This is a genomic window from Pelolinea submarina (genome assembly GCF_003966975.1).
GTDB lineage: Bacteria > Chloroflexota > Anaerolineae > Anaerolineales > Anaerolineaceae > Pelolinea > Pelolinea submarina.
Window position 1 is genome coordinate 2474105 of sequence record NZ_AP018437.1, and the last position, 23156, is coordinate 2497260.

The following is a 23156-nucleotide window of genomic DNA, read 5'->3' on the forward strand; positions in this document are numbered from 1 at the left end:
TGCACAGTAAAATGAAGCTATAAGGAGCTGCTCTATGGGAACAATAATGGAATATTTGGACTGGCGGGGTGACTTAAGTTTTAATAATGACCCGTTCAATGATATCGATGCGTTAATCTTTTCATTGTTAAGTTATTTATCCTTCAAGGAGATTGTGCCGGGAATTGAATCAAATAAAGGCGTTTCACTTAGGGATACTGCTGTTCAATTTTCATCAAACACCCAAACGGAGAAGACGAAGTCCTCAAATATCAATCCCACAGCCAGCCCTGCCCTTGATTCCGAATTATTGGAATTGTTGAGAAAGGCAGCCGCCTGTTCAAGATTTGAAGATATCCAACTATCCCGATATGAGGAAAATACCGATTTTGTTGTTGGCCAGCAATTTGGCGCTGTGACATTCACCCTGCCTACTGCAAAACGTGAAAAAGTCGTCGCTTTTCGTGGAACGGATAACTCCCTGATCGGTTGGAAAGAAGATTTTGAAATGGCCTACATGGAGCAAATACCGGCGCAGGAATCTGCCTGTAAATATCTGGGCCGTGTCATTGGGCTTTTTTCCAGCAAAGTCACGGTTTGCGGTCATTCAAAAGGCGGTAATCTGGCAGTCTATGCCAGTTCGCACTTGGATGCTGCCCGCCGCGTGAAATTATCCCGGGTGATCAACTTTGACGGGCCGGGCTTTGACTTTTCGATTGTGCCGCAAGCGGATTTTTCACATTGTCGGGACAAAGTCACCAATTATGTGCCTGAAGAATCCATCGTTGGAATGCTGCTGGAACCGATCGGAAAGAGGACTGTTATATCCAGTTCTTCGCGCGGCATTAACCAGCATAATGCCCTGAATTGGCGGGTCAAACAATCGCAATTCATTGGCGGAACCCTATCCAAGACCACCAAATTACTGGAGGACATGCTAAAAACCTGGCTTGCCGATCTGCCGGTCTCCAAGCGGGAGATGCTCACCCAAGCGTTATTCGATATCCTGGGGACTTCGGAAGGCAGGACCATTGATCCCAAAGAAAATATCAAAGAGCTTAAAAATATCCTGACGAACTATTCAAAACTGGATAATGAAAGCAAGGATTTATTAACGGAAGTATTTTCCTCATTAAACGCAATGACAATGGATACAATTTCGAAAACGATAAAAGAAAACCTCCCTAAAAAGAAGTAACCCAATCTGCACGCTTGTAAAGTCAAGGTGTCTGCTCTTTGATAAGAAAGCTGTGATATAAGTTCACACCAAAGAGGATTAGACCAGCCAGCAGAATGAGCCCACCAACGCCCATGAAGATGATGCGAAATACGCCCCCTTCACCGGCGATGATGGCTTTTTCATGGTTTTCGGATTTGTAAAATATGGTGACAACCTCACCCACTTTATATTCAGGTGGATTTGAGCCGTAGGTTGAATGGTAGAACACCGTTTCGCCGCCTATCGTGGTAAACCGCACCGACGGATTGTAGAAACAGCCGTCGTCATCGCATCTCTCAGATAATCCAACCACCTCGCCCGGTGCTTGCAAAGCATTCATCTTGAAAATGAACTGGTGGTATGTCAAACCACCGCCCACGCCAAAGAAAATCAGGCCGACCAGAAACAGGATGATCGGGGCACCGGAAAGGGATTGTTTTACGTGTCGAATCAGGTTCATGGATTAATTATAGTCAGGATTTTTCTTTCCGTAAGCTATAGACGGGTTGGAAGACAAGTTACTATTTTCTACGATATACTAACGCCATAAAATTTTTCGATGTAATTATTGAATATAACAAAGCAAAGTAAGAACATTAATTTTGCAGGAGACATTGAATATTTGATTTCTTTCCGGAACCTGCGAATAAGGATCCTGGAATTCAGGTAAGCAAAATATTACACAAAAACAACACTATTTGGATCATTACAGCTAACATTAACGTATGCGACCCTTCTCAATTTCCCCAGAAAAATATACCCGCCCTAGAAAGGCGGAATTAAATCATTTCCCGGTATTAATTTTCAATTTCTTGTGAGGTAAATAGATGAAAAAGATGACCCGCCCATTATTAATTTGCTTGGTTCTTTTCACGTTGTTTTCATTATCCGGTTGTGTAAAAACAGAAATGAAACAAGAAGCTTTTTCGTTTATACCTCAGGAAATTCAGCCCATAGAAGAAAATCCCTTTTTACTGCTGGCAGATATCTCACCAGAGCTTGGATTGCACATTCTGGACGTTCAAAAACCCAAAATGGATGAAATAAACAATAGCACTGATGTAGTAAATACAATTTTGGATTCCGCACAACAGGTTGCTGATTTGCAAAGCAGCGATCTCGTAAACAGTGTTTATCTGGAAACCGGTAATAATCCAGTGAATAAATCAGTAACTGATGAGAATGGGTATTTACGAGCGCTTATCCAACGTGATGCAGCCAAGGAAAACAATCCTGATCAAGAAAATGGTGGAAATCTTTGGGGAGATCTTTACCTGAGCGCAGTTCAAGAGCTAACTCTCGAAGCAGGCACCCTGGAAGATAGCTCCAATTGTGCGCTATTGATCAAATATCGGATCAGCGGGGTTGACGACGGACATAGCTTCGGATTTTCAAACAGCAATATATTTGTAAACATCTTCGAAGACAATAATGGCGGATTACATTTTGGATCAAATGACGAAGAAAACCAATATGGTTTTTCAGTCAATAACACCAATGATGAATACATGAATGTAATGAAACCGTCGGATAATGAATGGTTTTATGCCTTGATGGCCATGGACGAGCGTTTGGGTTATCGCTTTATTACCTGGCAGGAAACGAACCCGGCCAATCATGCTTTTTACGCCATTGATCTGAGCGACATTTTTGAGCCGGATAGTGAAATGCAAGGTCAGAATATTTGGGCGGATATCGCGTTCAATTCGCATGGCAATGAAGCCAGTCTGGATATTGAATCCATCGCTGTCTACGATTTCGATCATTTTATTGACATCCAAAACAGTGATCCCAGCGATAATCCGGAAATCTTCACATACTCGGACGATCAGGAAAAATACGAGCTGGCTGTCCAGCTTTTTGAAGCCAAAGACTATTACAACGCCTATACGCTATTTAACGAACTAGAGGGATATGATACCGGTAATTATTTAGCAGAATGCGAAAGATTGCTGAAGACCGTTCAGATAGAAAATCCCCACATTGCCGGGAAAGTCAAAAAAGCATTGAAAGAACTTGGGATGCCGGTTGGCAGATATCTCTACGTCTTTCAAGCCGAAGAACTGGAAAGCCTGGATTTTTCCGCGTGCCGCATCGATGATCTGGACTTTATCCGCAATTTCCCCAACCTGAAAGAACTCAACCTCGCTGAAAACGGTATTTGGGATCTGACTCCGCTGCGGGATCTATCGTCCCTCACAAGCTTGTCGTTAGCCAAGAACAACGTTAGCGATGTTACCCCGTTAAAAGATCTGCCTGATTTGCAGGTTCTGGACCTCAGTGACAACTTGCTTGAAGATGTATCTGCGCTCAATTCCTTGACGTCATTAAAAGGATTGGACCTATCTACAAACGATCTTTACTCCATCGACGGGTTGAATAATTTAGTAAACCTGGAAACGGCAGACTTGAGCTACAACCTCATCAGCTCTATCAGCGCTTTGGAGAATTCCCCCCTCAAAGAGCTGAATATCCTGAACACGGATATCAATGATCTGAACGCGATTGCTAATTTCTCGGAGTTGGAAACGCTATATGCCGGTTTCCGTTATATTTGGAAAGGAAACGAGAGCTACTTGCTGACCAAAAAATATGAGATGGATAATCATTTTTTCGATGGTTTGTACGGTTTAGAAGCTTTGGTCGGGCATGATAAATTAAAGAAACTATATTTGGCAAGGGTGGTAAATGAAGAGCCTCTCGAATTCGTGGCTATGCTGACAAACCTGGAAAGCTTAAGCTTCCATCAATATTCAGGGGCAAATGATCCCAATGTTCTGGGCAGCCTGGTCAACCTGAAAGAACTGGCTTTGGATTCAGCCGGAATCGGTTTTTACGATGTTTCTTTCCTTTCAAACCTTACCAAACTTGAGAGACTATCCATTGGAACCTTCTGCCACGTTGAAGACCTTTCCGTTATCTCAGGACTGACCAATTTACAAGAGTTGAGGATGTATAAATACGGTGAGGATCTTTCTTTCCTGAAAGGACTCAATAACTTAAGGTTATTACAATTGATCCACTGGGAAGGTATAGATGATTATTCTCCCCTGCTTGGACTTGAGAATTTAGAGTATTTAGACCTGCAGGAAATGACGATCAACGATCTTTCTGTACTTTCTCAACTGGAGAATTTGAAATTCCTGAAGATGGATAGCGCGGAAATAAATAATATTAAAGATGTCAGCCAACTCAAAAACCTGGAATATTTCCTGCTGCGAAATCCGCAGATCACCGGAGACTATCTGCCCGAGAATTTTAACGTTCATTTGTTTGCCGGATTAAGTCACTTAAAATTCGCAGCGATGCACGCCGGAGCACAGGAAGGTAATGCATATGACCTGGGAGATCCTAATTTCTTGGACATAATTGAAGAACTGCCGGATAGAGGGATTAAAGAACCGGAATATGATTATTACTGGATCAGTAACCAGGAGGATGCGCAGCGTTTTAAGGATTATGCGGGAAGCCACAATCTGGTTTTGGATGGACAGTTCAACAGCAATGGCGAAAGCATAAAATTGACAATTCCTAAAAACGTACGGAACCTCTATATCTTCTCCGAATCTGATCAGCCGGTCAGGCTTGAATTAGATGCGGTCAATAACAAAGGCCTGCAAAGGCTGGTGATCGGATTCATTGATGTCAGCCGTGACGACCCGGATGGATTCGGCCATGGGAACTTCATCATCGAGAACCTGGACGGGCTTTCCGGCTGCACGAACTTGAAGGAGGTCTATATCAATTCAACTGAAATTGGCGACACCAGCGCTCTGGCTGGCAGCGAAAAACTTGAGATTGTTGAGATGAATGGGAAAGATAGGACCGCGAGTTTTAAATAGGATGCCCGACTGATAGCTGGAATGGATTTTGTAAGTGTGCTCGTTTCGAGATGGGCGGCTTTAGTGATTCCGCTTTGATTTCATTCCCATGAAGCGCTCTCTTCCACCTCCTCGTTAAGTGTTTTAAGGCACTTAACGAGGAGGGAACTTGATACCATAATCCTAAAGTATCTATCCAGTATAGAGATACATATTAATCATCATTGCCGGTTCTTTTCTGAAGTTTTCAGCTAGTATCCGGATATTTTTTCTTGAATTTCGTGATGGATCGGGCGATTCATTTCATTTACATAATAGAAATATAATTTCTGAGCAGTCTCGATCAAAAATGTTCGCTGGTCATAAACTGCTGGAACAACTATAGAAATGGACTCACCTCTGACCAATGCGACCATCAAGGCTTCCGTTTGTTCCATCAAGTCATCAGAATACAAGATATACGAGCGTTGTGAAATCAAATCATTGCATCGTTCTGCAACTTGCCGATATAGTTGGCTGTCTTTTAGAAAAGTGTAAGTACTATCTCCTTTCTCTATTTCCTGATAGAGATTGAATGCCCAAAGGGAGAGAACGTCCGGGTTGTCTTGGTAATACGGGACCAAAGAATCTTCTCTGACTCTTTGTTCTTTCTTGTTTGTTAGTATATTTTTAAGCAGCCAGGCCAGCGGGGCGATCATCATTGGGATCCATAAGTAATTCAAAGAAAAGAGCAATTCCTTTTTGATCAGGTATGAGATGAGAAGAATCAACCCCATCCCAAGCATTGCGATGATTGAAATTGCACTGGCAAAAAAGGGAATTGGGCTTTCGTCAACTTTGTCAAAATCATTTGTTTCTAAATCATAGCCAACAGCTTTTGATAGTGAAAATAGATACCCGGCTGAAAAACCGCCTGCCAATACCAAAGCGATAAACCGGAATATATGTGTTGAGGCAGGCGAATCTTCAAGAAATGTCAGGGCATAGAAACCAAGGACAAGAACTGCAAATATGATGTTCGTTTTTAATGTTTGGTTTTCATCCCAGGATCTCGAACTCCGATTATTGTGATTCCAGACTTCCTTCTGTGTCGCTGAACGATAGCCTCTGTTTGAGTTTCCCAATGCCCATTGATAACCAGATTCGATTTTGTCGCCTGAGTTATTAAAGAATCGTGAGATTAAGAAGAAAATGGGGATTGCGTAAAAGGATTTCCAAAAAGAGAGCCAAAAACCTTCCAGTTGGACTTTACTAATTAAATCCAATTTCGGATCTATCCCTGAGAAATCAACACCTTTGAAGAATAGGAAATAAATCAAAAGAGGAATACTTAAAGCGAATGTGAAAATTAATGGAAGTTTGAGATCATGATCGTTGGTTGGATCAATAATAAAAATCTCAACAATGCCAGGCCCAAAAAGGTAAGATGCTATTAAAAAGGCGAGTGCAAGTATTCCAATAACCACTTGAAGTATAGTTGTCTGAAGTTTTTCGGCAAAACTGTAGACTGTTTGTATATAAAATACAACCATTAAAAAGGTCAAAATAATCAATACCACTTGAATGATTTTAAAGAGTATGTTTTTCATTATCAGTAGAATTCCTTCCTGTTCTTTGATCTGAATTATTGGGTAATAAACGTAAAACAATATTGCCTTGTTCTAATAAATGATCTGACACAATATTTTTATTGCCGAGTCTGATATTGAGCAATTCCTGGTATCGATCCCAATTATTTATGCGGGTCATGACCATATCCTGGTCGTTGTAGATTTGCATATAGTCTTTAAAGCGTTGGTCATCCTTATAGATAAAGGTCGGATTACCTTGATCTTCTTTATTCATCTCGATCAAGGAAATAAGATCAGGGCGATCGGTATGGAGCCAGCCATTGGGGGCGAATTCATCCGGTGGGGTCACCCACAGGTAGCCCTGATCCAGGGCGTATGAAGTTGCTAGAAATCTACCTGTTTCATAATCCCAATAGTGGAGCTTTCCATCGAAACTTGAAGCGATCAGCAATTTTTCATTTTCAGTAATGGCCAGACTTCGGATGTGTCTCCAACTCCAAGCGCATGGTGCCAAGCCTTGAAAAACTTGAAGACGCTCTCCTGTTTTTACATTCCATTTAATAATTTGATTGCGCTCATCAGCTGAGATCAAAATGGGTTTATTGGGATGCAATTCCATTGCTGATATCACATCTTTATGCTCTTCGAAACAGATATCATCTTCTCCTGATTCAATGTCAAAAACATGGATATTATTTTTAATTTCGCCTATCATATAAGTTTTTTGACCTTGATAATAGTGGATATTACTGAAAATAAAAGAATAGCCATATCGTTTATTTAGGGATTTGTTATCCATATTGAAACTATGGATTTTTCCAGTTTCATAATCCCAAAAAGAAACCGGTGATAATTTATAGGAGTTCGTGCGGTCAGAGATAATAAGAGTCTGCCCTGTTTTTGTAAACTCAATGTAAGTCCCCCAATATTCTTTTTGTTCCATTTTATATTTTGTATTGCCTGTTCGAATATCGATGATCTCGATTTTATATTTCTGCTGATAATGATTCTCCGTGACAGCTAAATATCTTCCATTCGGACTGAATGCAAGCGTATTGGGTTTATGATCAAAATAGATTTTGTTTACGCAATAGCCAGTGCTTACGTCCCAGATGCGCACAGTTTTGTCCCAACCGGTTGAGGCTAGATATTTACCATCGGGACTGAATTTCGTATCTGTTATAAATTGTGTATGTCCCGATAATGTATGTTGAGGATAACCGGTATCAATTCTCCAAATGATTAGGTCATTATTACTTGCGCCTGTTACAAAACAATCACCCCTTGGTGAAAGCGCAAAATTAGTTTGGGAGTCCATCGATCGATCCAGAATCCTGGTTTTCTCATATGTTGCGAGATTCCATATTTCAATACCTCGGTCCGGATATGGTTCTTTTTTTGATCTTCTATCTATTGCAAGCTCAGTTCCATCAGGGCTGAACTCATAGCCATTGAAGTCTCCGTCGATCATTTTTAATATTCTTCCAGTAGCGGTTTCGATCAAATACAGTGTTTCTCGATGAATGCTGCCGCTGGCTAAGAGATATTTCCCGTCGGGACTAATAACCGGCCGATACATATGGATTTTGGTTTGGTAACTAAAATCGTATTTGCGGATTTTCCTACTCTTTTGATCAATGATCAACAAAACAGGTTCTTTTTTTAAGAAAATATAAATTTCGCTTTCATCTGACGAGGTGACAATTCCGGTTAATTCATCTTTGCCCAAATCAATACGACGATTCTGGATCTCTTTTCCTGTTTCTATATCCCAAAATTGAATTGCATACCAATGTTTAGTAATTTTCCCACCTTCATCTTGCTCATACATGAAGCTTGTTGTAACAATTTCATTACATTTGGATGAGATTGCATAACTGCCAAAGCGAAATTCATAATTCAGGATCTCTCCTGTCCTTAAATTCAATCGCAGTAATTTTTCGTAAACCGACTGTTTAACAATCACGATCTCTTCAGAAATTACATTGATCCTTTCAGTTCCCCAATCTACAGGGAATGAATTTTTAATTTCCCCTGATTCGATATTTTGTATATGAAAAGCCCCATCAACGATCGCGTATATCTCTTTCCCATCTTTACTAAATGCGATACAGTCAACAGATCCTTCATGTTTTAGCACCTGAATGCTGCGGTCTTGTTCTCGATCCCAAATATAAATAAGGTCTGCAATCTTAAAGGCGATCCTTTTTCCATCCGGACTAAAAGCAAATTGATCAAACACTTCTTTTCTTACTCTGGCAGTAATCACCTGCCGCATTGCTTTCTCAGGAACACAAGATTCCCGTAAACTTTTTTCAAAAGAGACCACTTTCTGCAACGCTTGTTGTTCTTCATTTTGTATCTTTAGCGATTTTTCATTTGACATTGCGCTCTCCGAGATGAAGGCTATATGCTTTTCTGCATTTTTCCGGCGCTCAATAACAAATTTTGAGCATCATTTCTGCTTTTTTCCAACAATTTGTGTTCTGTCTGGTCTTTCATTTGAATCCTGTTTTTCAGGAGTTCCTGGTATCGCTCATAATCATTCAGGCGGGTCATGACCATCTCCTGATCGTTGTAGATCTGTAAATAGTCTTTGCAACGCGGGTCTTCTTCGGAGATGTATTCGATCACTTTTCCATCTTCCGCTGCGGAGGTTAATGAGATTAAGTCTGTCCGGTTCGTGTGCAGCCAGCCATTGGGTGCGAATTCATCCGGAGGTGTTGTCCACAGGTAACCCTCTTTCACACAATATAGTTTTGCCAGGAGGCTCTTTCGTGCGATATCCCAAAAATTAATTACACCGTCCACACTACAGATCATCAATACTTCTTCTTTCATGAAGCATAGATTTTGAATCCCATTCGGATTCATGGTGGTGGTATCCACGATCAATTGTGGTTTTCCATCACCAGCCATCTCCCAAAAGGCAACGTGTGATTTTTGATAAGCCCCCGCAAGCCATTTTCCGTTGGGGTCAAACGCCATGGATGTGATCAGAAAACGATCAAAGTCTTCGACCGGTCCCCGAAAAGTTTGAATGATCTTGCCCGTTATCAGGTCGGTTTGAATAATTCGTCCGCCATCGATCGTATAAAGGTGCGCCCTGGCAAAATCGATATCATATTTCGTATCATTATTAATATCGCTTTCATGACGATATTTTTCGATCAATTCGCCTGTTCTTGCCTGGTAGATGGTATATGTAAAACAATTCTCTGGGGGATTTATTGAAAAATGATAAAGGAAATGATTATCATCGCTGAACTTTATCATTTTCTCCTGATCGTTACCGACCGGCAATCTTAACTCTTCGTCTTCATAAAAAACATTTTCAATAATAATTTTTCCGCCAACAATATACGCTAACAGATGATTATCCGGCGCGAAGGCTAATCTCAATTGATAGGGAAACTTTTTCCATCTCCGTAAACATTCTCCTGTTTCCGTTTCCCACAAATTGATCCTGTCGGGCAAATTATCTGTCAGAAGGAATTTACCATTTTGTGAAAAATATGCATTAAAGACTTGTCTTGAGTATTCTGTAAAATGGTGTTTATCGTGGCCGGTTTTCAGGTTCCAAAGTGTTGCGCCTTCCTTGTAACCGGAAGTGATCAATAACCCATGCCCATTTGATATTTCTGGTTCAACGACATTAAGGTTGCCGTCCGGATTGATTTCAAATAATTTTTCGCCATTCTTGATATTCCAAAAAGAAAATTTTCCCATATTCGCTTCTTTCGCGAAAAAAGTTCTCTCATTTTGGCAGATTTGAACATTTTCCCATTTCCCGGGAATATCTATCTTGCTATCGTTTTCAAGGTCCCAAAGTTCGAGGTAGTTCTCATGTTGTTGACTACAAAGGATGATGTACCTCCCTGACGAATGAATGGCCATCGATCCGCTTGAAAATCGCGAAATTATTTGGATCTCCCAACTATGACCGGTTTTCAAATCAAGAATTTTCTTTTTCCCGATTGCATCCACTACCAGTATTTGATTATTTCCCGGACTCAATACAGCTTCTGCGATATAGGAAAAATCATATGTTCTTAATAATTTCCCATCATGAATATCGATGACTTCTATTGAGTGACTATCTGTTCGGACAAAAGTTTGATCGTCCGGACCGAACCCTAATAAATCCGCTTTTGATTCATACGATCCGATACATTCTCCGGTATTGATTTTATAAAGTTCGACCAGAGTTCTGGCATCCAATAACAATGTTCTCCCATCCTTACTGATATGGATCTTTTTAACGGATTCTCTCTTTGTATCGATCACATTTTGGCAAACACCGCTTTCAATTTCCCAAATCGAAACTTTACCCTTTGAATCTGCAACAATCAATTTTTTACTATCCGGTGTAAAGACAAATGACGTTCTAATTCCCTCTAACGAAATCACCTGAAAGACTTTGAGTGTATTTCGCCGCATAAGATAGATCGCTTTCCCACACTGTTCGGCGATAATTTCATCATTGGGGCTGACGATCAGTTTATAGTTTTCATCGATGGGGTGATATGAATCTGTACGATATCCGATGATGGGTTTGAGTTTGTGTTCAGGCAGGCAGGCGAGTCTTGTTTCTGCTTCAAATGAGTGAAGGGATACTAAGGCGTTATTTGATGTTGGATTTTCTATCAGTTGATTGTTCTTTTCATTCATTTGTTTCACCTTTTTCCATATTTAAGTCGATGCTTGCCAATGCAGCTTCTTGCCCGAAAGCATTTGGACTGCAAGTGGTTGAAGGAAATATTGTTCTATGGTTCTTTTTACGCTTCTGGCTCCATGGTCTTCAAGATGAGTTAGTACCAATGCCACTATCTCGTCCCGATCAAAATCGACTTCGTAACCCTGGGTAGTGAATTGTACGAGGATCTCGTCCAGACGAAGTTCTATGATCATTTTGATGTCGTTCTGAGAAAGGTGATTGAAAAGAATGAGTTCATCAAAACGTCCCAAAAATTCTGGTGGGAAATAATTTTTCAACAAAGCTGTCACGGACTTTTTTTCTTTCATGCCAACAAATCCCATGCCGGTTGAGACAAGATCATCTTGTGTAAGTACATTAGTGGTGACAACAATGATGCATCCTCTCGTCGACATCAATTCGCCATTACCCGCACGAACGCGTCCATTATCCAAAATACCCAATAAGAAATCGCGAATGTCCGAATGACTTTTTTCGATCTCATCAAAAATGATCACGCCGCTGCCATGTTCATGTAAGAAATCCGCGATCAAGCCAGGGCGCTCGTGCCCCACCAAGCCAGGGGCTGCCCCGATCAAACGCGATAGGGTTGCAGAATGGGTATATTCAGCCAGATCAATGAGCAGCAGGCGATCTGTGTTCCCATAAAATTCACGGGCCAGAATACGTCCCAGTTCTGTTTTGCCTACGCCGGTTGGGCCGGCAAAGAGAAAAGTACCAATATTTCTTTCATTGCCAGAAAAAGTAAATTGCCTTCTGTAAATGATGGATTGCATCACTTTTTCTATGGCGTAATCTTGTCCAATGATCTGTTTTTTTATTCGCTCTTCCATACCGAGCAAAGCGCTTTGTTTTTGGTCATCCAATTCAGCAATGGGCTGACCGGTTTGGTCGGCTAGCAGGTTCATGAGCAGCATCTCTGTGACCTGTGTTTCTGCAATCATTTGTGTTTTCGCTACGGCCAGGTCCAGCAAGTTTATAGCCTTATCCGGTTGGCTGCGGTGAGGAAGATATTGATCGGTTAATCGGATAGCTGCTTCAACCGTTTTATCCGGGATGATGATGGCTGTTCGTTCTTGAAATGCATTTGCCATGCTTTTGACCATATTCAACAATAGCGCGCCGGATGGAGCTTCCAGCGGCAGCATTTCGAATCGGCGATCGAGGGCTTTATCTTGAGCAATGTAGCGGTGATATTCTTCGGTGGTTGTTGCCCCGATCATGGTGATCTCGCCCCGGGCCAGGAAAGGTTTGAGGATGTTGGAAGCGTCCATAGCTGATTCGCTGGTTCGCCCTGCTCCCCAAAGCAGATGCATCTCGTCTACAAATAGGATCGCCGATGGATTCGACTTTAGTTCTGCGAGTAATTTATCAATTCTCTCTTCGAATTGTCCTCGATAAATTGTTCCGGACAAAAGTTTTGATATGGAAACCTCAAAGACGCTGGAATCCGCCAGCTGGCTGGGTACGGATCCTTTTACAATTGCCCGCGCGAAAAGTTCTACGAGGGCTGTTTTGCCGGCACCTGCCGGACCTGTAATGACGGCGTTTCCCTTTTGCGTTTTCATTAGGATCAGGATCAATTGTTCAAGTTCTTTTTCACGGGGGTAGAGATCATCAAAATCGCCTTGCTTTGCCAATTCTGTCAAATTTCTACCATATTGATGAAGCGTTGGCATTTTGCTTTCTACTTCACTGACCACCATCATTAATACGGATTGGCTTATTTCGATGTTTTCGAGAGATGTTTTCAAGCATTGAAGATCCAGGCCATTCCGGACGAATGATTGGGTCAAGGGATGTTGGGGCATCTCTGCCAGCGCCAGCAGCAATGCTGCGGCTAAAGGTTCTCCTTTAATTCCTTTACCGATCGCCTGTGAAAAAATCTTATTATCTTTTTGTGAATGATTACTTTTTTGTGCTTCCAGAATGTGGATCAAAGAACCGAAATCAAGGCCGCATGGCTCCAATAGGTCTTTCAGGTCTTGCGACCATTCGGGATCTTTTGCCCAAGTCAGCAACGAAATACACACGCTGATATTTTCATCAGGAAAATATGTATTTACCTTTTGAAAAAGATCATTGATCTTCAACATTTTCATCTATTTCTTCTTGTTATTCTCAACTTCAATTTTTATCTTTAGCGCGACATTTTCTTCTTTTAAACACGCTATCTTTTTTTCCATTTTCTCAGTGAACATTTCCTGCTTGTCCTGGTTATTCAGTAAAGCAAGTTTGGATTGAATTCCTACATCAGTCAGCATTGCTGTTAGTTGACCTTTGGCTGCGTTCAAACGGTTTTTCAAAATGACGATCTCATTTTCCAACCAGGCGATCTTTTCATAGATCGTTTCTCCTTGAATTTCATACCGGAGATCGATTTGGATGTTTTTCATATTAAGAATTTCTTCAATTCTTCGACGCACATTGCGCAGCCCTTCCAGGGAACGCATGTCATGATTTACAAAATTGGGTGGATATCCCAATTCCGAGTTATCGATTTTCAAGGCCTCGATCAAAATATCTTTTAATTCTTCTTGCTGTTCTTTGCTCAATTTTGCGTAAACCGGGTCGTGTATTAAAACGTCCGGATAGATCATTTTTCTAATATCGCGAATTTCTTTCTTACATTGCTCTTTTTCTTTCGCTAATTGTTCCGGACTGACGGGAATTCCCTGACTCTTCCATTCATCCATGAGTGAATTCCGTTTGGCAGAAGCTTCTTTTAATTTGAGGTCCGCAAGATCTTGCTTAAGCTTTTCCCGCGTTTCAAAAACCTGCTTTTCGATTTCTTCATCTGATAGATATCTCGGTGATCGAAGCACCACTGATAAACGTTCATTATTCAGCTTGGCATCATTCTCCTGCTCTGTCAGTTCAATGATCAGCGCCCCAAATTTCTTGAGGTAATTCTGCTCAACATCGGCGTTTTTTAATCTTGTGTTTTCAATGTCGATGTAAATGGTGTCCAAATCTTCGGTGAGTGTTTGCCAAATGCCCCGGTAGCGCCAGAGGGTTTCCTGGTCATCATTTGAACCGAACTGAGATTCTCTGATGATCTCTTTTTGATAATTCGCAAAGTTGGTGATCTTCTCGCTGTAGTTTTCATAGTAGATCAAATCCTCTTTGAAAAAATCGTCGATCACAGCCGAAAAGTTCTTGAAATTTAATACTTCAGTTGAGGCCAAATGCCAGTGATCTTCAAATAATAGATATAAAGTTCTTTTATCTAAACTTTTCTGGAATTCTTTCAACTTTGATTGAAATATTAATTTTTCATTCAGATTATATTTTTCGATGATCGCTAGTATGGATTCTCCAACATTGACTTTGAATTCTTCATCCCCTTTGATCAGGAATTCTTCAAAATCAGCCTTCAAGACCCAGTGCAATAATGTGTAGAAATCCAGGCAGAAGAAGATTCCCATACGCAAGACATCTTCTTGTGGAGGGAAATTATGATCCTTGCTATCTTCAAACCATCTGCGGGCTGTATTCATTTTTCTTGATGAAACAGGTTCGCCATCATAACCGTTTTCCGCTAATAAGCGTAAACAATTTTCATGGTCATAGCCAAACGAAGATTGGGTAATGGCTTTATTGCGGTTTATTGGCGCCCAAAGCTCTTTTTGTTTTTTGGGGTATCGATTTTCTTCCTCGGTATTGAAGCTGTCGTTATACTCATCTGTGCGATATCTCAGATCTTCGATAAAACCCATATACTTCATTGTTAATTCCTCCTCATTCCGCTTTGGTTTGATGAGGTAATGATACAGTGCTTTTTTTGAAAAATACATGGAAAAAACCTGTCTTTTCATGTAGTTTCATGTGAAATTAAAAATGGAAAATGGAAAATGTCATTTTTTCTTTTATGGTTATCAAAAATGGGACATCATTCCCCCATTGTTATTCAGAACAATAACACTTCTCGATAGGCGTGGAATTCTTTTCCGTGCAGAACTCTATATCATTTATTAATAACTGGATATTCTTATCCAGTCTGATTACCTGTTAAATAGAAATTTCGTGGCAAAGGTGGGATTTGTATGCACTGAAAAAAGGTTATACACGCGAAGTGATACGGAGATAATAGCCGCTCGGGTCCACCACACGAAAATCGGTTAATCCCCAGGGCCTTTGCTGCAACTCAGCGGCCAAAGGCCAATTCTCGGAAAGCACGTGCTCGTACATGGCAGCAACATCATCGACTTCCAGGACCATCTCTATACCGCGGCCGAGTCGTTCACCCTCAACGGCCTGGATGGGGTGATCGACCCGTAAGGCCGAACGCAGGTTCAATCCGATGCGGACATTCCCATTGGTGATCGGTGTAAATTTATCTGAATGCTGCTCACCAACTGTAAATTGAAGTACCCGATGGTAAAAGTCGATCGATGCGGGCAAGTCGTCTACAAAGAGCTCAAATCTGAATGTCATGTTTTGTTCCACAGGTTTTTCCATCGTACTTCCCTTCATTCGAAGAATTAATCTTACGTTTTAGTATTGCTTATTTATAACAGGAGATTAACCAAAAAAATGGCGGGGGTGAGATTTGCCTGCATCGGTATTAATGAAACTTTTCAGAAATACAAGTTTTTATCGCTCTTCAGCCTAAAAAAAAGGGCTAATCGCTCTCCAATACTGCTCGAAGCAACGCCTTATTATATAAGTTGGTTTTTACCGCCTCATCGATATCTGAATTATCCATAAGTTTTTTAATAATTTCCAAATCATAATTTTCATTGACTTCATCAATAAGGCGAATAGCGGAATAAATATCTTCTGTGGATGCTGATTCGGAACTTAATTCTTTGTATGCCTTCCCTAAGGCTATTTCGCTATCCCCAAATTTTCTGAACTGCGACTTTCCCTCTGTACAGGTTAACGATTCAGTTTCCCATTCATAGTAATAAGTAACACAATCTACTTCAGATGATAAACTTAAAATATCCTGTCCATCTTCAATAAGATCCGAGCCTAATTCGTCAAATGAAACCAACTCATCATCAGGGATATTTTCAACATATTGTTCAGCTTCTTTTTGTGACATACCGGTTTCTTCGGAAAACTTATTGGCAACGTCTTCCTGGCTTATGTTGTAGACAGTTCCTCCGATAATTAATGAGATTATTCCCCCGATAATTCCTAATGCTCTTTTATTCATTTTCCCTCCGTCAAGAAGCAGATTTATACATGAGATTTTTATTCGAATGATTGCTTAAATTATAAAATAAAAACAATATTTGACGAAGGGCGCCCTTCATAATAGCGGCGTTCCTTGAAGTGAAAACGGCCTGAAGCCGTTTTACTTCGAGGATCTTCGTCCTTTCCAAGAGGAAAGGACTACGAGGTCCCACCTCACGGTGGCATCTCCTCGCTTTGCACCAACAATGCACCCAAGAAGGCAATTCTCGAGAATTAATCTTGAGAATATTCCTGCCATTCTCTTGCCAACTCCACTGGATTCTCATTCCCGAAGAAATAACCTTCTGCCAGCCAGTTCTCAATTTCTTTGACCTTGGTTTTCTTAAATTCCTTATCGCTTCCAGGATAAACAAGGTTAAATATTTCTTCTGCCGTATTTTTCTTGATTGTGTGCGTTTTTGGGATGTGGTTTAGCGATCTATTCTTTGTCATTAATCTCTCCGTAGAATTCATTATATATATGAATTGGGAGATTGATTAAAACAAGATATGGCGGGGGTGACTCTGGCATCAGGCCAGGGAACTCACGACCCAGGGCTTACGAGTCCTACGACTTAATTTAGACACATAACACATAAGGTCGGTGTTATTTTCATCATTGGGTCTATTGTATCCATAGGGATTACACCCGCAATTGCACCTAAGCCCAATAAAGCTAGCTCAAAATACCAACTTCACGCATCTACTCGATCGTTTTCTAATTAAATTAAAGAAAAAACCGAGAGGAGATTCCTCTCGGTTTAGTTTATACAACTATGATCAATTCATCCTATTGTTCAATATCAATCAGTACCGCCTGCACCACAACGCGATTCAAGTAGCTGCCGGAGTTTTCGTCATAATTCTTGCAGGTGATCAGTGTGACCATGTCGTATTCTGATGTGTTGAGCAAACTGGTGTCCTTAGGATTGACAATAACCCGAGTGCGTACTTCGTAAACATAGTCCTGATCCCACGCATGGATTGTGATCAAATCCCCGTAATTCAACGTTTCCAGTTTGTTGAAAGGCCCCGGCAACCCATCCGACTTGTAATTGTGCGCTGTCAGCACTGTGTTGCCTTTCCAAGTTGGGAACGCCGTTCCTTCCAGATATCCGGCGTTTTCTCCAAGCCAGGTTACATCCCATCCCGATTCTGTACCCGGTACACCTACGATCGGTATCAAGACGTCTAGAACAGGGATTTCAAGCTGCATCTCCGTCTCAAGATAACTTGCATCAGCAGGTTGTACAGCCAATTCTGTGACAGAACCAACAGGGAATCCCGTGTAGGGCAGAGCATCACCAGCAGAACTGCTGCTTGATCCGCTGCCGCCGCCGCTCCCAGATCCTGATCCCACTGTATAGCTGACACTGCCGCGCATGCAATAATTAGCGTTATCACATGCCATATAGGTCAAAGAGTCCGAACCGGTATAGTCCTTATCGGGAGTATAGATGATCGATCCGATCTCGGCGCTGCCATGCGATGGCTGTCTGATGATCCAATGGCCGCTCCAGGTACTGCCGGATGTGGAAACTTCATCATTTTCCATAGGATTCGACTCAATACTGGAGTTCTTAGTAAGGGAATAGCTATCTGGATTGGTAGATCCACCGTTGGTATTACCATCCCTTTTTACAGTGATGGTATATACTGCGCTTCTCGTTACACCACCTGCTGTGGTTATTTTAATTTTGATCGTATAGGTTGACTTGTTGTTTATATCCGCATTACCAGAGAAAACCAACCGGTTGCCATTGGTTGTGAAAAACTGGTTGTCTAAATAAGTACCGCTATCACTCAAAGCTAGCGTTAAACCGCCGGATGAAGTGCCAATGGTTCCAACCACCTCACCGCTCGAATCATTGTCGATCAATAAATTGGATGAAAGATCAGCTGTAAGCCACTTGGCATAGAGCGTGATATCACTATCAACCGTATCCGTGTCGAAATTCCATAGCGTGTTGAAACCCGAATCGAGATACCAATCCGCTAGATCATACCCTGCTTTGGTGGAATCAGGTGGAGTGAGCTGGCTGCCATCAACCACACCCAGGTCATCCACCGCCGTGCCGCCGTTTTCTTCAAAGGCAACCTGGCGGGGACCGCCGGTGGCCGTGAAATAACCTGAATTTGTTTTTCCTGTCCAGGAAGAAGGCACTGAATAGCCATTGATTGTACTTGCTCCAGCATCGATATCCAGGCTGTTATCTTGTGCATGCGAACTCGTATTCACGCTGCCGGTCATCATGGATGATCTCATACAGATAAAACCGGAACCGCTGATATTCGTGCGCGTTGCAGACAAATTAGTAGTGCCTGCCGCGTAGATGCGGGGCATTCCGGAAACAGTAATGACACCTGATGATACCGCCACCCCGCCTCCACAGCCAATCCCCGCACCAGTTCCCACGCCCGTGGCTTCAATTGTGCCGCCCGAAATGTTAATATTTCCGCAATTCCCGTTCATCATACCGCCGCCGATCCCGGAACCGTTATTCACGGTCGTTGCAGTGATGTTTCCACCAGAAATGGATATTGAACCGCCTGCCCCATTAAAGCCGGCGCCAATTCCCGCAGCGCCCTCTGCTGCTGTGGCAACAATTGTGCCGCCGTGGATCTCGATCGTTCCCACGGCACCTCTATTACCACCGCCAATACCTGCGCCGTAGGCTGTTGTCCCTTCAGAAGTGATCGTTCCCCCGTAGATTTTGATAGTACCGCTTGAGCCAATATTTCCCCCGCCGATACCGGCACCATAAGTTCCGGCCTTCACTGTAACGTCACCACCATTGATCGTAATAGTGCCCCCATTACTGCCGCCGGTCGATTCATCGGTCCCATTACCACCGCCTATCCCTGCAGCCCGGTTGCCGCCGGTGGCATGGACAGTCCCCCCATTAATAGTGATTTTCACGCTGTCCCCTGTTGCATTTTCACCAGCGCCAATTCCCGCAGAATGATAACCGCCTACCGCAGTGATATCTCCGCCATTGATGATGATTGTTCCTGCATTCTGGTTCTTGCCGCCGCCAATTCCTGCGCCGCCGTAGTTAACCCCTCCCCCCCCCACGGCTATAAGTTCACCCGTCCCTTCTATGGTCAGCGCAGCTGAACCTGTTACATCTACGGCTGGTATTACATATGTACCTGCGTAGGGCAACGCATAACTCTTTAAAGTTGATTCGCCTTCAAGGATAAGTTTATTACCGCTTCCATTGAACTTAAGCGGTGCCGCACCAGACGCCAGTGAGGTATTGATGATCACAACAGAATCCAGGGTCAATGTTGTGCCTGCACCGCAGTTTATATAAAGGTCCGCTTTTGTACCGGTAATGACAACCTCTGCTCCGCTTGTCACACTGATCGTATCTCCGGCGCTAAGTGTAAGCGTTTCTGTCGAGTCATCAGCTTTGGTAACCACACCGGTCGCGAGGTTCAAATGATCCCCATCATTGAGCGTGTGGGATTCCGCGTACACACTCGACGGTGTTGTCATCCAGCTTAATAAAACGATACCAATAGAAAGTAAAATAGATAATCCACGCTTCATATCAGCCCTTCTCTTTGCAATAATTTTTCACCAAAATTATTGACCTTAATAATTATTAATATATTTCAGGAAAAAGTATAGCAAGAACAGGTTTTGCTGACATCACCGTAGCGTTTATTCTTCTAAAAAAACCGGATAAATTTAGGTCATGGATTTTCGCGTTGAGACATTTCCAGGCTCTTTATAGCCTACATAACCAATAGAACGGATCACTCGATATGGGGGTACTTACAGGTTTTTTTCTTCTTCGCTCAACCGCTTCTTGATCGAGTATTGCATGGCCTGCCATCGATTCTGAAGATGTAGTTTTTTGAGGATGTTATAGATATGGACACGGATGGTTGAACGGCTCAAGTTTAGCTTATCAGCAATTTCCTGGTTTGCCAAACCTTCCCCGATCAAGTTCAATACCTGCTCTTCCCGCCTGGTCAGGCAGGCAGTCCTTTCTGATTGCATACGGCTGCCATTGGCCATCATTTCAACCACACATGCAGGAAAATACTTCTCTCCACTCGCAACCGTACGGATGCATTCCAGGATTGTCTCACGCGGAAAATCTTTTAAAAGGTAGCCATACGCCCCTTTACGTACAGCTTTTTGGATGTTTTCATCATCATGCGAACTTGTTAGAATGATAACCTTGCAGTCCTGTTTCAGCCTGTTGATCTCATCCAGAACCTTCATCCCATCCATAGCAGGCATGTAAAGGTCGAGCAGGATAATATCCGGCTGCCCGAGGGTGGCTAATCTAACCGCTTCCCGGCCATCCGCAGCCTCACCGATCACCCTCATACCGGGTACGCTTTTAATACCGATACGGAGTGCTTCCCGCATTAGTGGATGGTCATCCGCGATCAAAATACAAATTTCCTTCATTTCTGCCTTTCTTCGACTGCTATCCGTCCGCATCTATATTGGACAGAATAATCCGGATCACCGTCCCCTGCCCGCTTTTGGATTCGATTTCCAGATCAGCATTGATCTTCCTGCAGCGTTCATACATATTTCGCAGTCCCATCCCATTAGTCGCGGCGGTTGGATCGAAACCAACACCGTTATCCCGAATAACGATCATAGCTTTTCCATCTTCTTCCTGAAAATGAACGTCTATCTTTTCTGCTCGCGCGTGTTTAAGGGAATTATTTAAAGCCTCAATCACGATCGGGTAAAGTTCTGTACTACATATCTGGGGAATTCTAAAATCATCAGAAACCCGGATTTCATACTGGATGCCGGCTCTTTTTTCCACCGCATCCAGGCGGACCCGGATCGCTTCCTCAAGATTAACATTTTCCAAATCCATCAATCTCATCTCGTAGAGTAAAAGTCGCATTTCTTTGAGAGCCTGCCAGGCGCTGGTCTTGATCAAATCCAGCACTTCGCCCAACTCGTTGGATCCCGTCCTTGCTTGTTCAGAGGCAGTCTCGGCGGAAAAAGCCAGACTGTGCAGCGATTGGGTAACCGAATCATGCAGATCTCGTGCGATCCTCCGCCGTTCTTCAAGCTTCGCTTTATTCATGATCGCCTGATTAAGATGAGCGTTTTCGAGGATCAGCGCGAAGCTTTCACAGATACCATTGAAGAAATTGGTCTCTTCCGCCGAAAATGAGCTTTTCTGCTCCCATAATGTGAAAAGGAATCCTCCTACATAATTTTCCGTGGATATGTATTTATACATAACAGAGAGATAACCCAGATCGGTCAATCCGCCAGGCATCCGGTCATCCGAATTGGGATATACAATGGGACCAATCTTGGACATATCCAACTTGTCAAGACGACCATTCCCGATGATATTTTCAATTACCGGATGGCGCAATCCAATCTGAGATTCGAGCACAAGCTGCCCTTCATTCATTGTGCAATAGCATATAGCAGAACAAGAAAGGACTTTCTTGATTTTTTGAATTGCCTGTTCAAGCAGATCCTTCTGCGATAATCCCTCGGCGCTGAGCAGGATCAAATCGTATATGCCCGCGATCTCATTGGTCTGCCTGGCAAGTTTAGCGGCCTGTTCAGCCTGGATTTTGCGAAGCTTGCCTTCAAGTTCTTTGCGGTGCTCAATCTCACGCTGCAGGGTAACAATATGATCTTTCAATCCCTCTGCCTGATAGGCAATGTGGGATTGCATGCGGTTGAATACGATCCAGGTTATGAATACCGCGGATAGTATATAGCCGAATGGCAATGCTGAAACTCCTGGGAGAGGTAAAACATTCAGGGAAAAGAGCAGGTACGCGATAAAAGGCAAAGCTAAAGCAGCTGTCAATAGAATTACATAGCGCCGTTCAGTGCCCTTCCTTTTAAAAACCTCAATCAGCAGCAATATGAAACTGACAATGCAGAGTCCAACATATAGGAAATTGCTGAAATGAAACAGAGGCCCAGTCGTATATCGGGAAAGATTATCTCCCTGGCTGCCATAAGGGATTATCCCAATCCAAATTAAATTGTGAAACCTATTGGTCAGTGTAAAAGCGAAATTCACGGTCATCAAACCCAACAGAGCGTAGCGCCATTTTCTATTGAACCACGGCCAGGGTTTGTAGTAATCCATTACAAAAAGGAACAGGGATAGATCCGTAAGTCCATTGAACACATCTCCAAATTCAAGCATCCGCATACGAAAATCATCCTGTTTGGCGGATAGTTCAAGGGCAGAGAAAAACATATAAAGACTAATAAAAAATAAAATCTTGGCAAGTTTGTAAATTCCGAGTTCTTTATTTTTATAGAACCAGATCAATAAAGCAGCGGTCAGGCTGATGATAGCTGCCATCAGGTACATCAGTGCATAGGGTGTGATATTTAGGACCGCTGCCAAGTTCATTGATTATCTTTTGCTCATTGGCTATCAAGTTAAGTGATCTTCCTGAAGGATCAATCGATAGTAATAATTATCCTCATCTTTTCAAGAAAAATTAATTATACACGAACATATTTACGCCTTCTATTTCACTGATTAAATTGATGGCGTAATAAGATATGATGAATTTTGCCAGCCTTTTTATGGAATTCGGCGATGGAAAGTCAATTTACGAACTGCTTAATCATGGACGAAGCTCGCTGGTAAAAACTCAAAGTCTTTCCCAGATCATTCTCCCCGGGA

14 protein-coding genes are annotated in these 23156 nt (G+C 42.3%); 2 read left to right on the forward strand and 12 right to left on the reverse strand.

Features of this window, described 5'->3' with window-relative positions; all coding sequences use genetic code 11:
- The first annotated feature begins 34 nt into the window (after positions 1-34).
- A complete protein-coding gene (locus Pelsub_RS10910) occupies positions 35-1177 on the forward strand; it encodes an Mbeg1-like protein (RefSeq protein ID WP_116223706.1) in 1143 nt (380 codons plus the stop codon).
- A gap of 22 nt (positions 1178-1199) precedes the next feature.
- Here Pelsub_RS10910 and Pelsub_RS10915 read toward each other — a convergent pair whose 3' ends face one another.
- Positions 1200-1658 (reverse strand): DUF3592 domain-containing protein, encoded by a 459-nt coding sequence (locus Pelsub_RS10915; RefSeq protein ID WP_116223705.1) that lies wholly within the window; start codon positions 1656-1658, stop codon positions 1200-1202.
- A 367-nt stretch (positions 1659-2025) separates the two neighbouring features.
- Between Pelsub_RS10915 and Pelsub_RS10920 the strand changes: the two genes are divergently transcribed.
- A complete protein-coding gene (locus Pelsub_RS10920) occupies positions 2026-5040 on the forward strand; it encodes a leucine-rich repeat domain-containing protein (protein WP_116223704.1) in 3015 nt (1004 codons plus the stop codon).
- 230 nt (positions 5041-5270) lie between these two features.
- Here Pelsub_RS10920 and Pelsub_RS10925 read toward each other — a convergent pair whose 3' ends face one another.
- From Pelsub_RS10925 to Pelsub_RS10975, 11 genes are all read right to left on the reverse strand, one after another.
- Entirely contained in the window at positions 5271-6608 is a 1338-nt protein-coding gene (locus tag Pelsub_RS10925) for a hypothetical protein (protein ID WP_116223703.1), read from the reverse strand.
- Positions 6589-8976 carry a WD40 repeat domain-containing protein gene (locus tag Pelsub_RS10930; RefSeq protein ID WP_116223702.1) on the reverse strand — a complete coding sequence of 796 codons (2388 nt, stop codon included), beginning with the start codon at positions 8974-8976 and terminating at the stop codon, positions 6589-6591. Before Pelsub_RS10930 ends, Pelsub_RS10925 begins: the two co-directional genes overlap by 20 nt.
- A gap of 20 nt (positions 8977-8996) precedes the next feature.
- On the reverse strand, positions 8997-11261 hold the full coding sequence (locus Pelsub_RS10935) for a WD40 repeat domain-containing protein (RefSeq protein ID WP_116223701.1): 2265 nt from the start codon (positions 11259-11261) through the stop codon (positions 8997-8999).
- Between the two features lie 21 nt (positions 11262-11282).
- Positions 11283-13409, reverse strand: a complete 2127-nt coding sequence (locus Pelsub_RS10940) for an AAA family ATPase (protein ID WP_116223700.1) — start codon at positions 13407-13409, stop codon at positions 11283-11285.
- Positions 13410-15125: a hypothetical protein gene (locus Pelsub_RS10945; protein WP_116223699.1), complete on the reverse strand. Its 1716-nt coding sequence runs from the start codon at positions 15123-15125 to the stop codon at positions 13410-13412.
- A gap of 244 nt (positions 15126-15369) precedes the next feature.
- Positions 15370-15744, reverse strand: coding sequence for a VOC family protein (locus Pelsub_RS10950; RefSeq protein WP_158675079.1), 375 nt, complete (start codon positions 15742-15744; stop codon positions 15370-15372).
- A gap of 187 nt (positions 15745-15931) precedes the next feature.
- A complete protein-coding gene (locus Pelsub_RS10955) occupies positions 15932-16471 on the reverse strand; it encodes a hypothetical protein (RefSeq protein ID WP_116223697.1) in 540 nt (179 codons plus the stop codon).
- A 254-nt stretch (positions 16472-16725) separates the two neighbouring features.
- Positions 16726-16944, reverse strand: coding sequence for a hypothetical protein (locus tag Pelsub_RS10960; RefSeq protein WP_116223696.1), 219 nt, complete (start codon positions 16942-16944; stop codon positions 16726-16728).
- A gap of 337 nt (positions 16945-17281) precedes the next feature.
- Entirely contained in the window at positions 17282-20047 is a 2766-nt protein-coding gene (locus Pelsub_RS10965; RefSeq protein WP_116223695.1) for a sortase, read from the reverse strand.
- 228 nt (positions 20048-20275) lie between these two features.
- A complete protein-coding gene (locus tag Pelsub_RS10970) occupies positions 20276-20923 on the reverse strand; it encodes a response regulator (RefSeq protein WP_158675080.1) in 648 nt (215 codons plus the stop codon).
- Between the two features lie 19 nt (positions 20924-20942).
- Complete coding sequence (locus Pelsub_RS10975; RefSeq protein ID WP_116223693.1) at positions 20943-22877, reverse strand: sensor histidine kinase; 1935 nt, start codon at positions 22875-22877, stop codon at positions 20943-20945.
- Between the last annotated feature and the right edge of the window lie 279 nt (positions 22878-23156).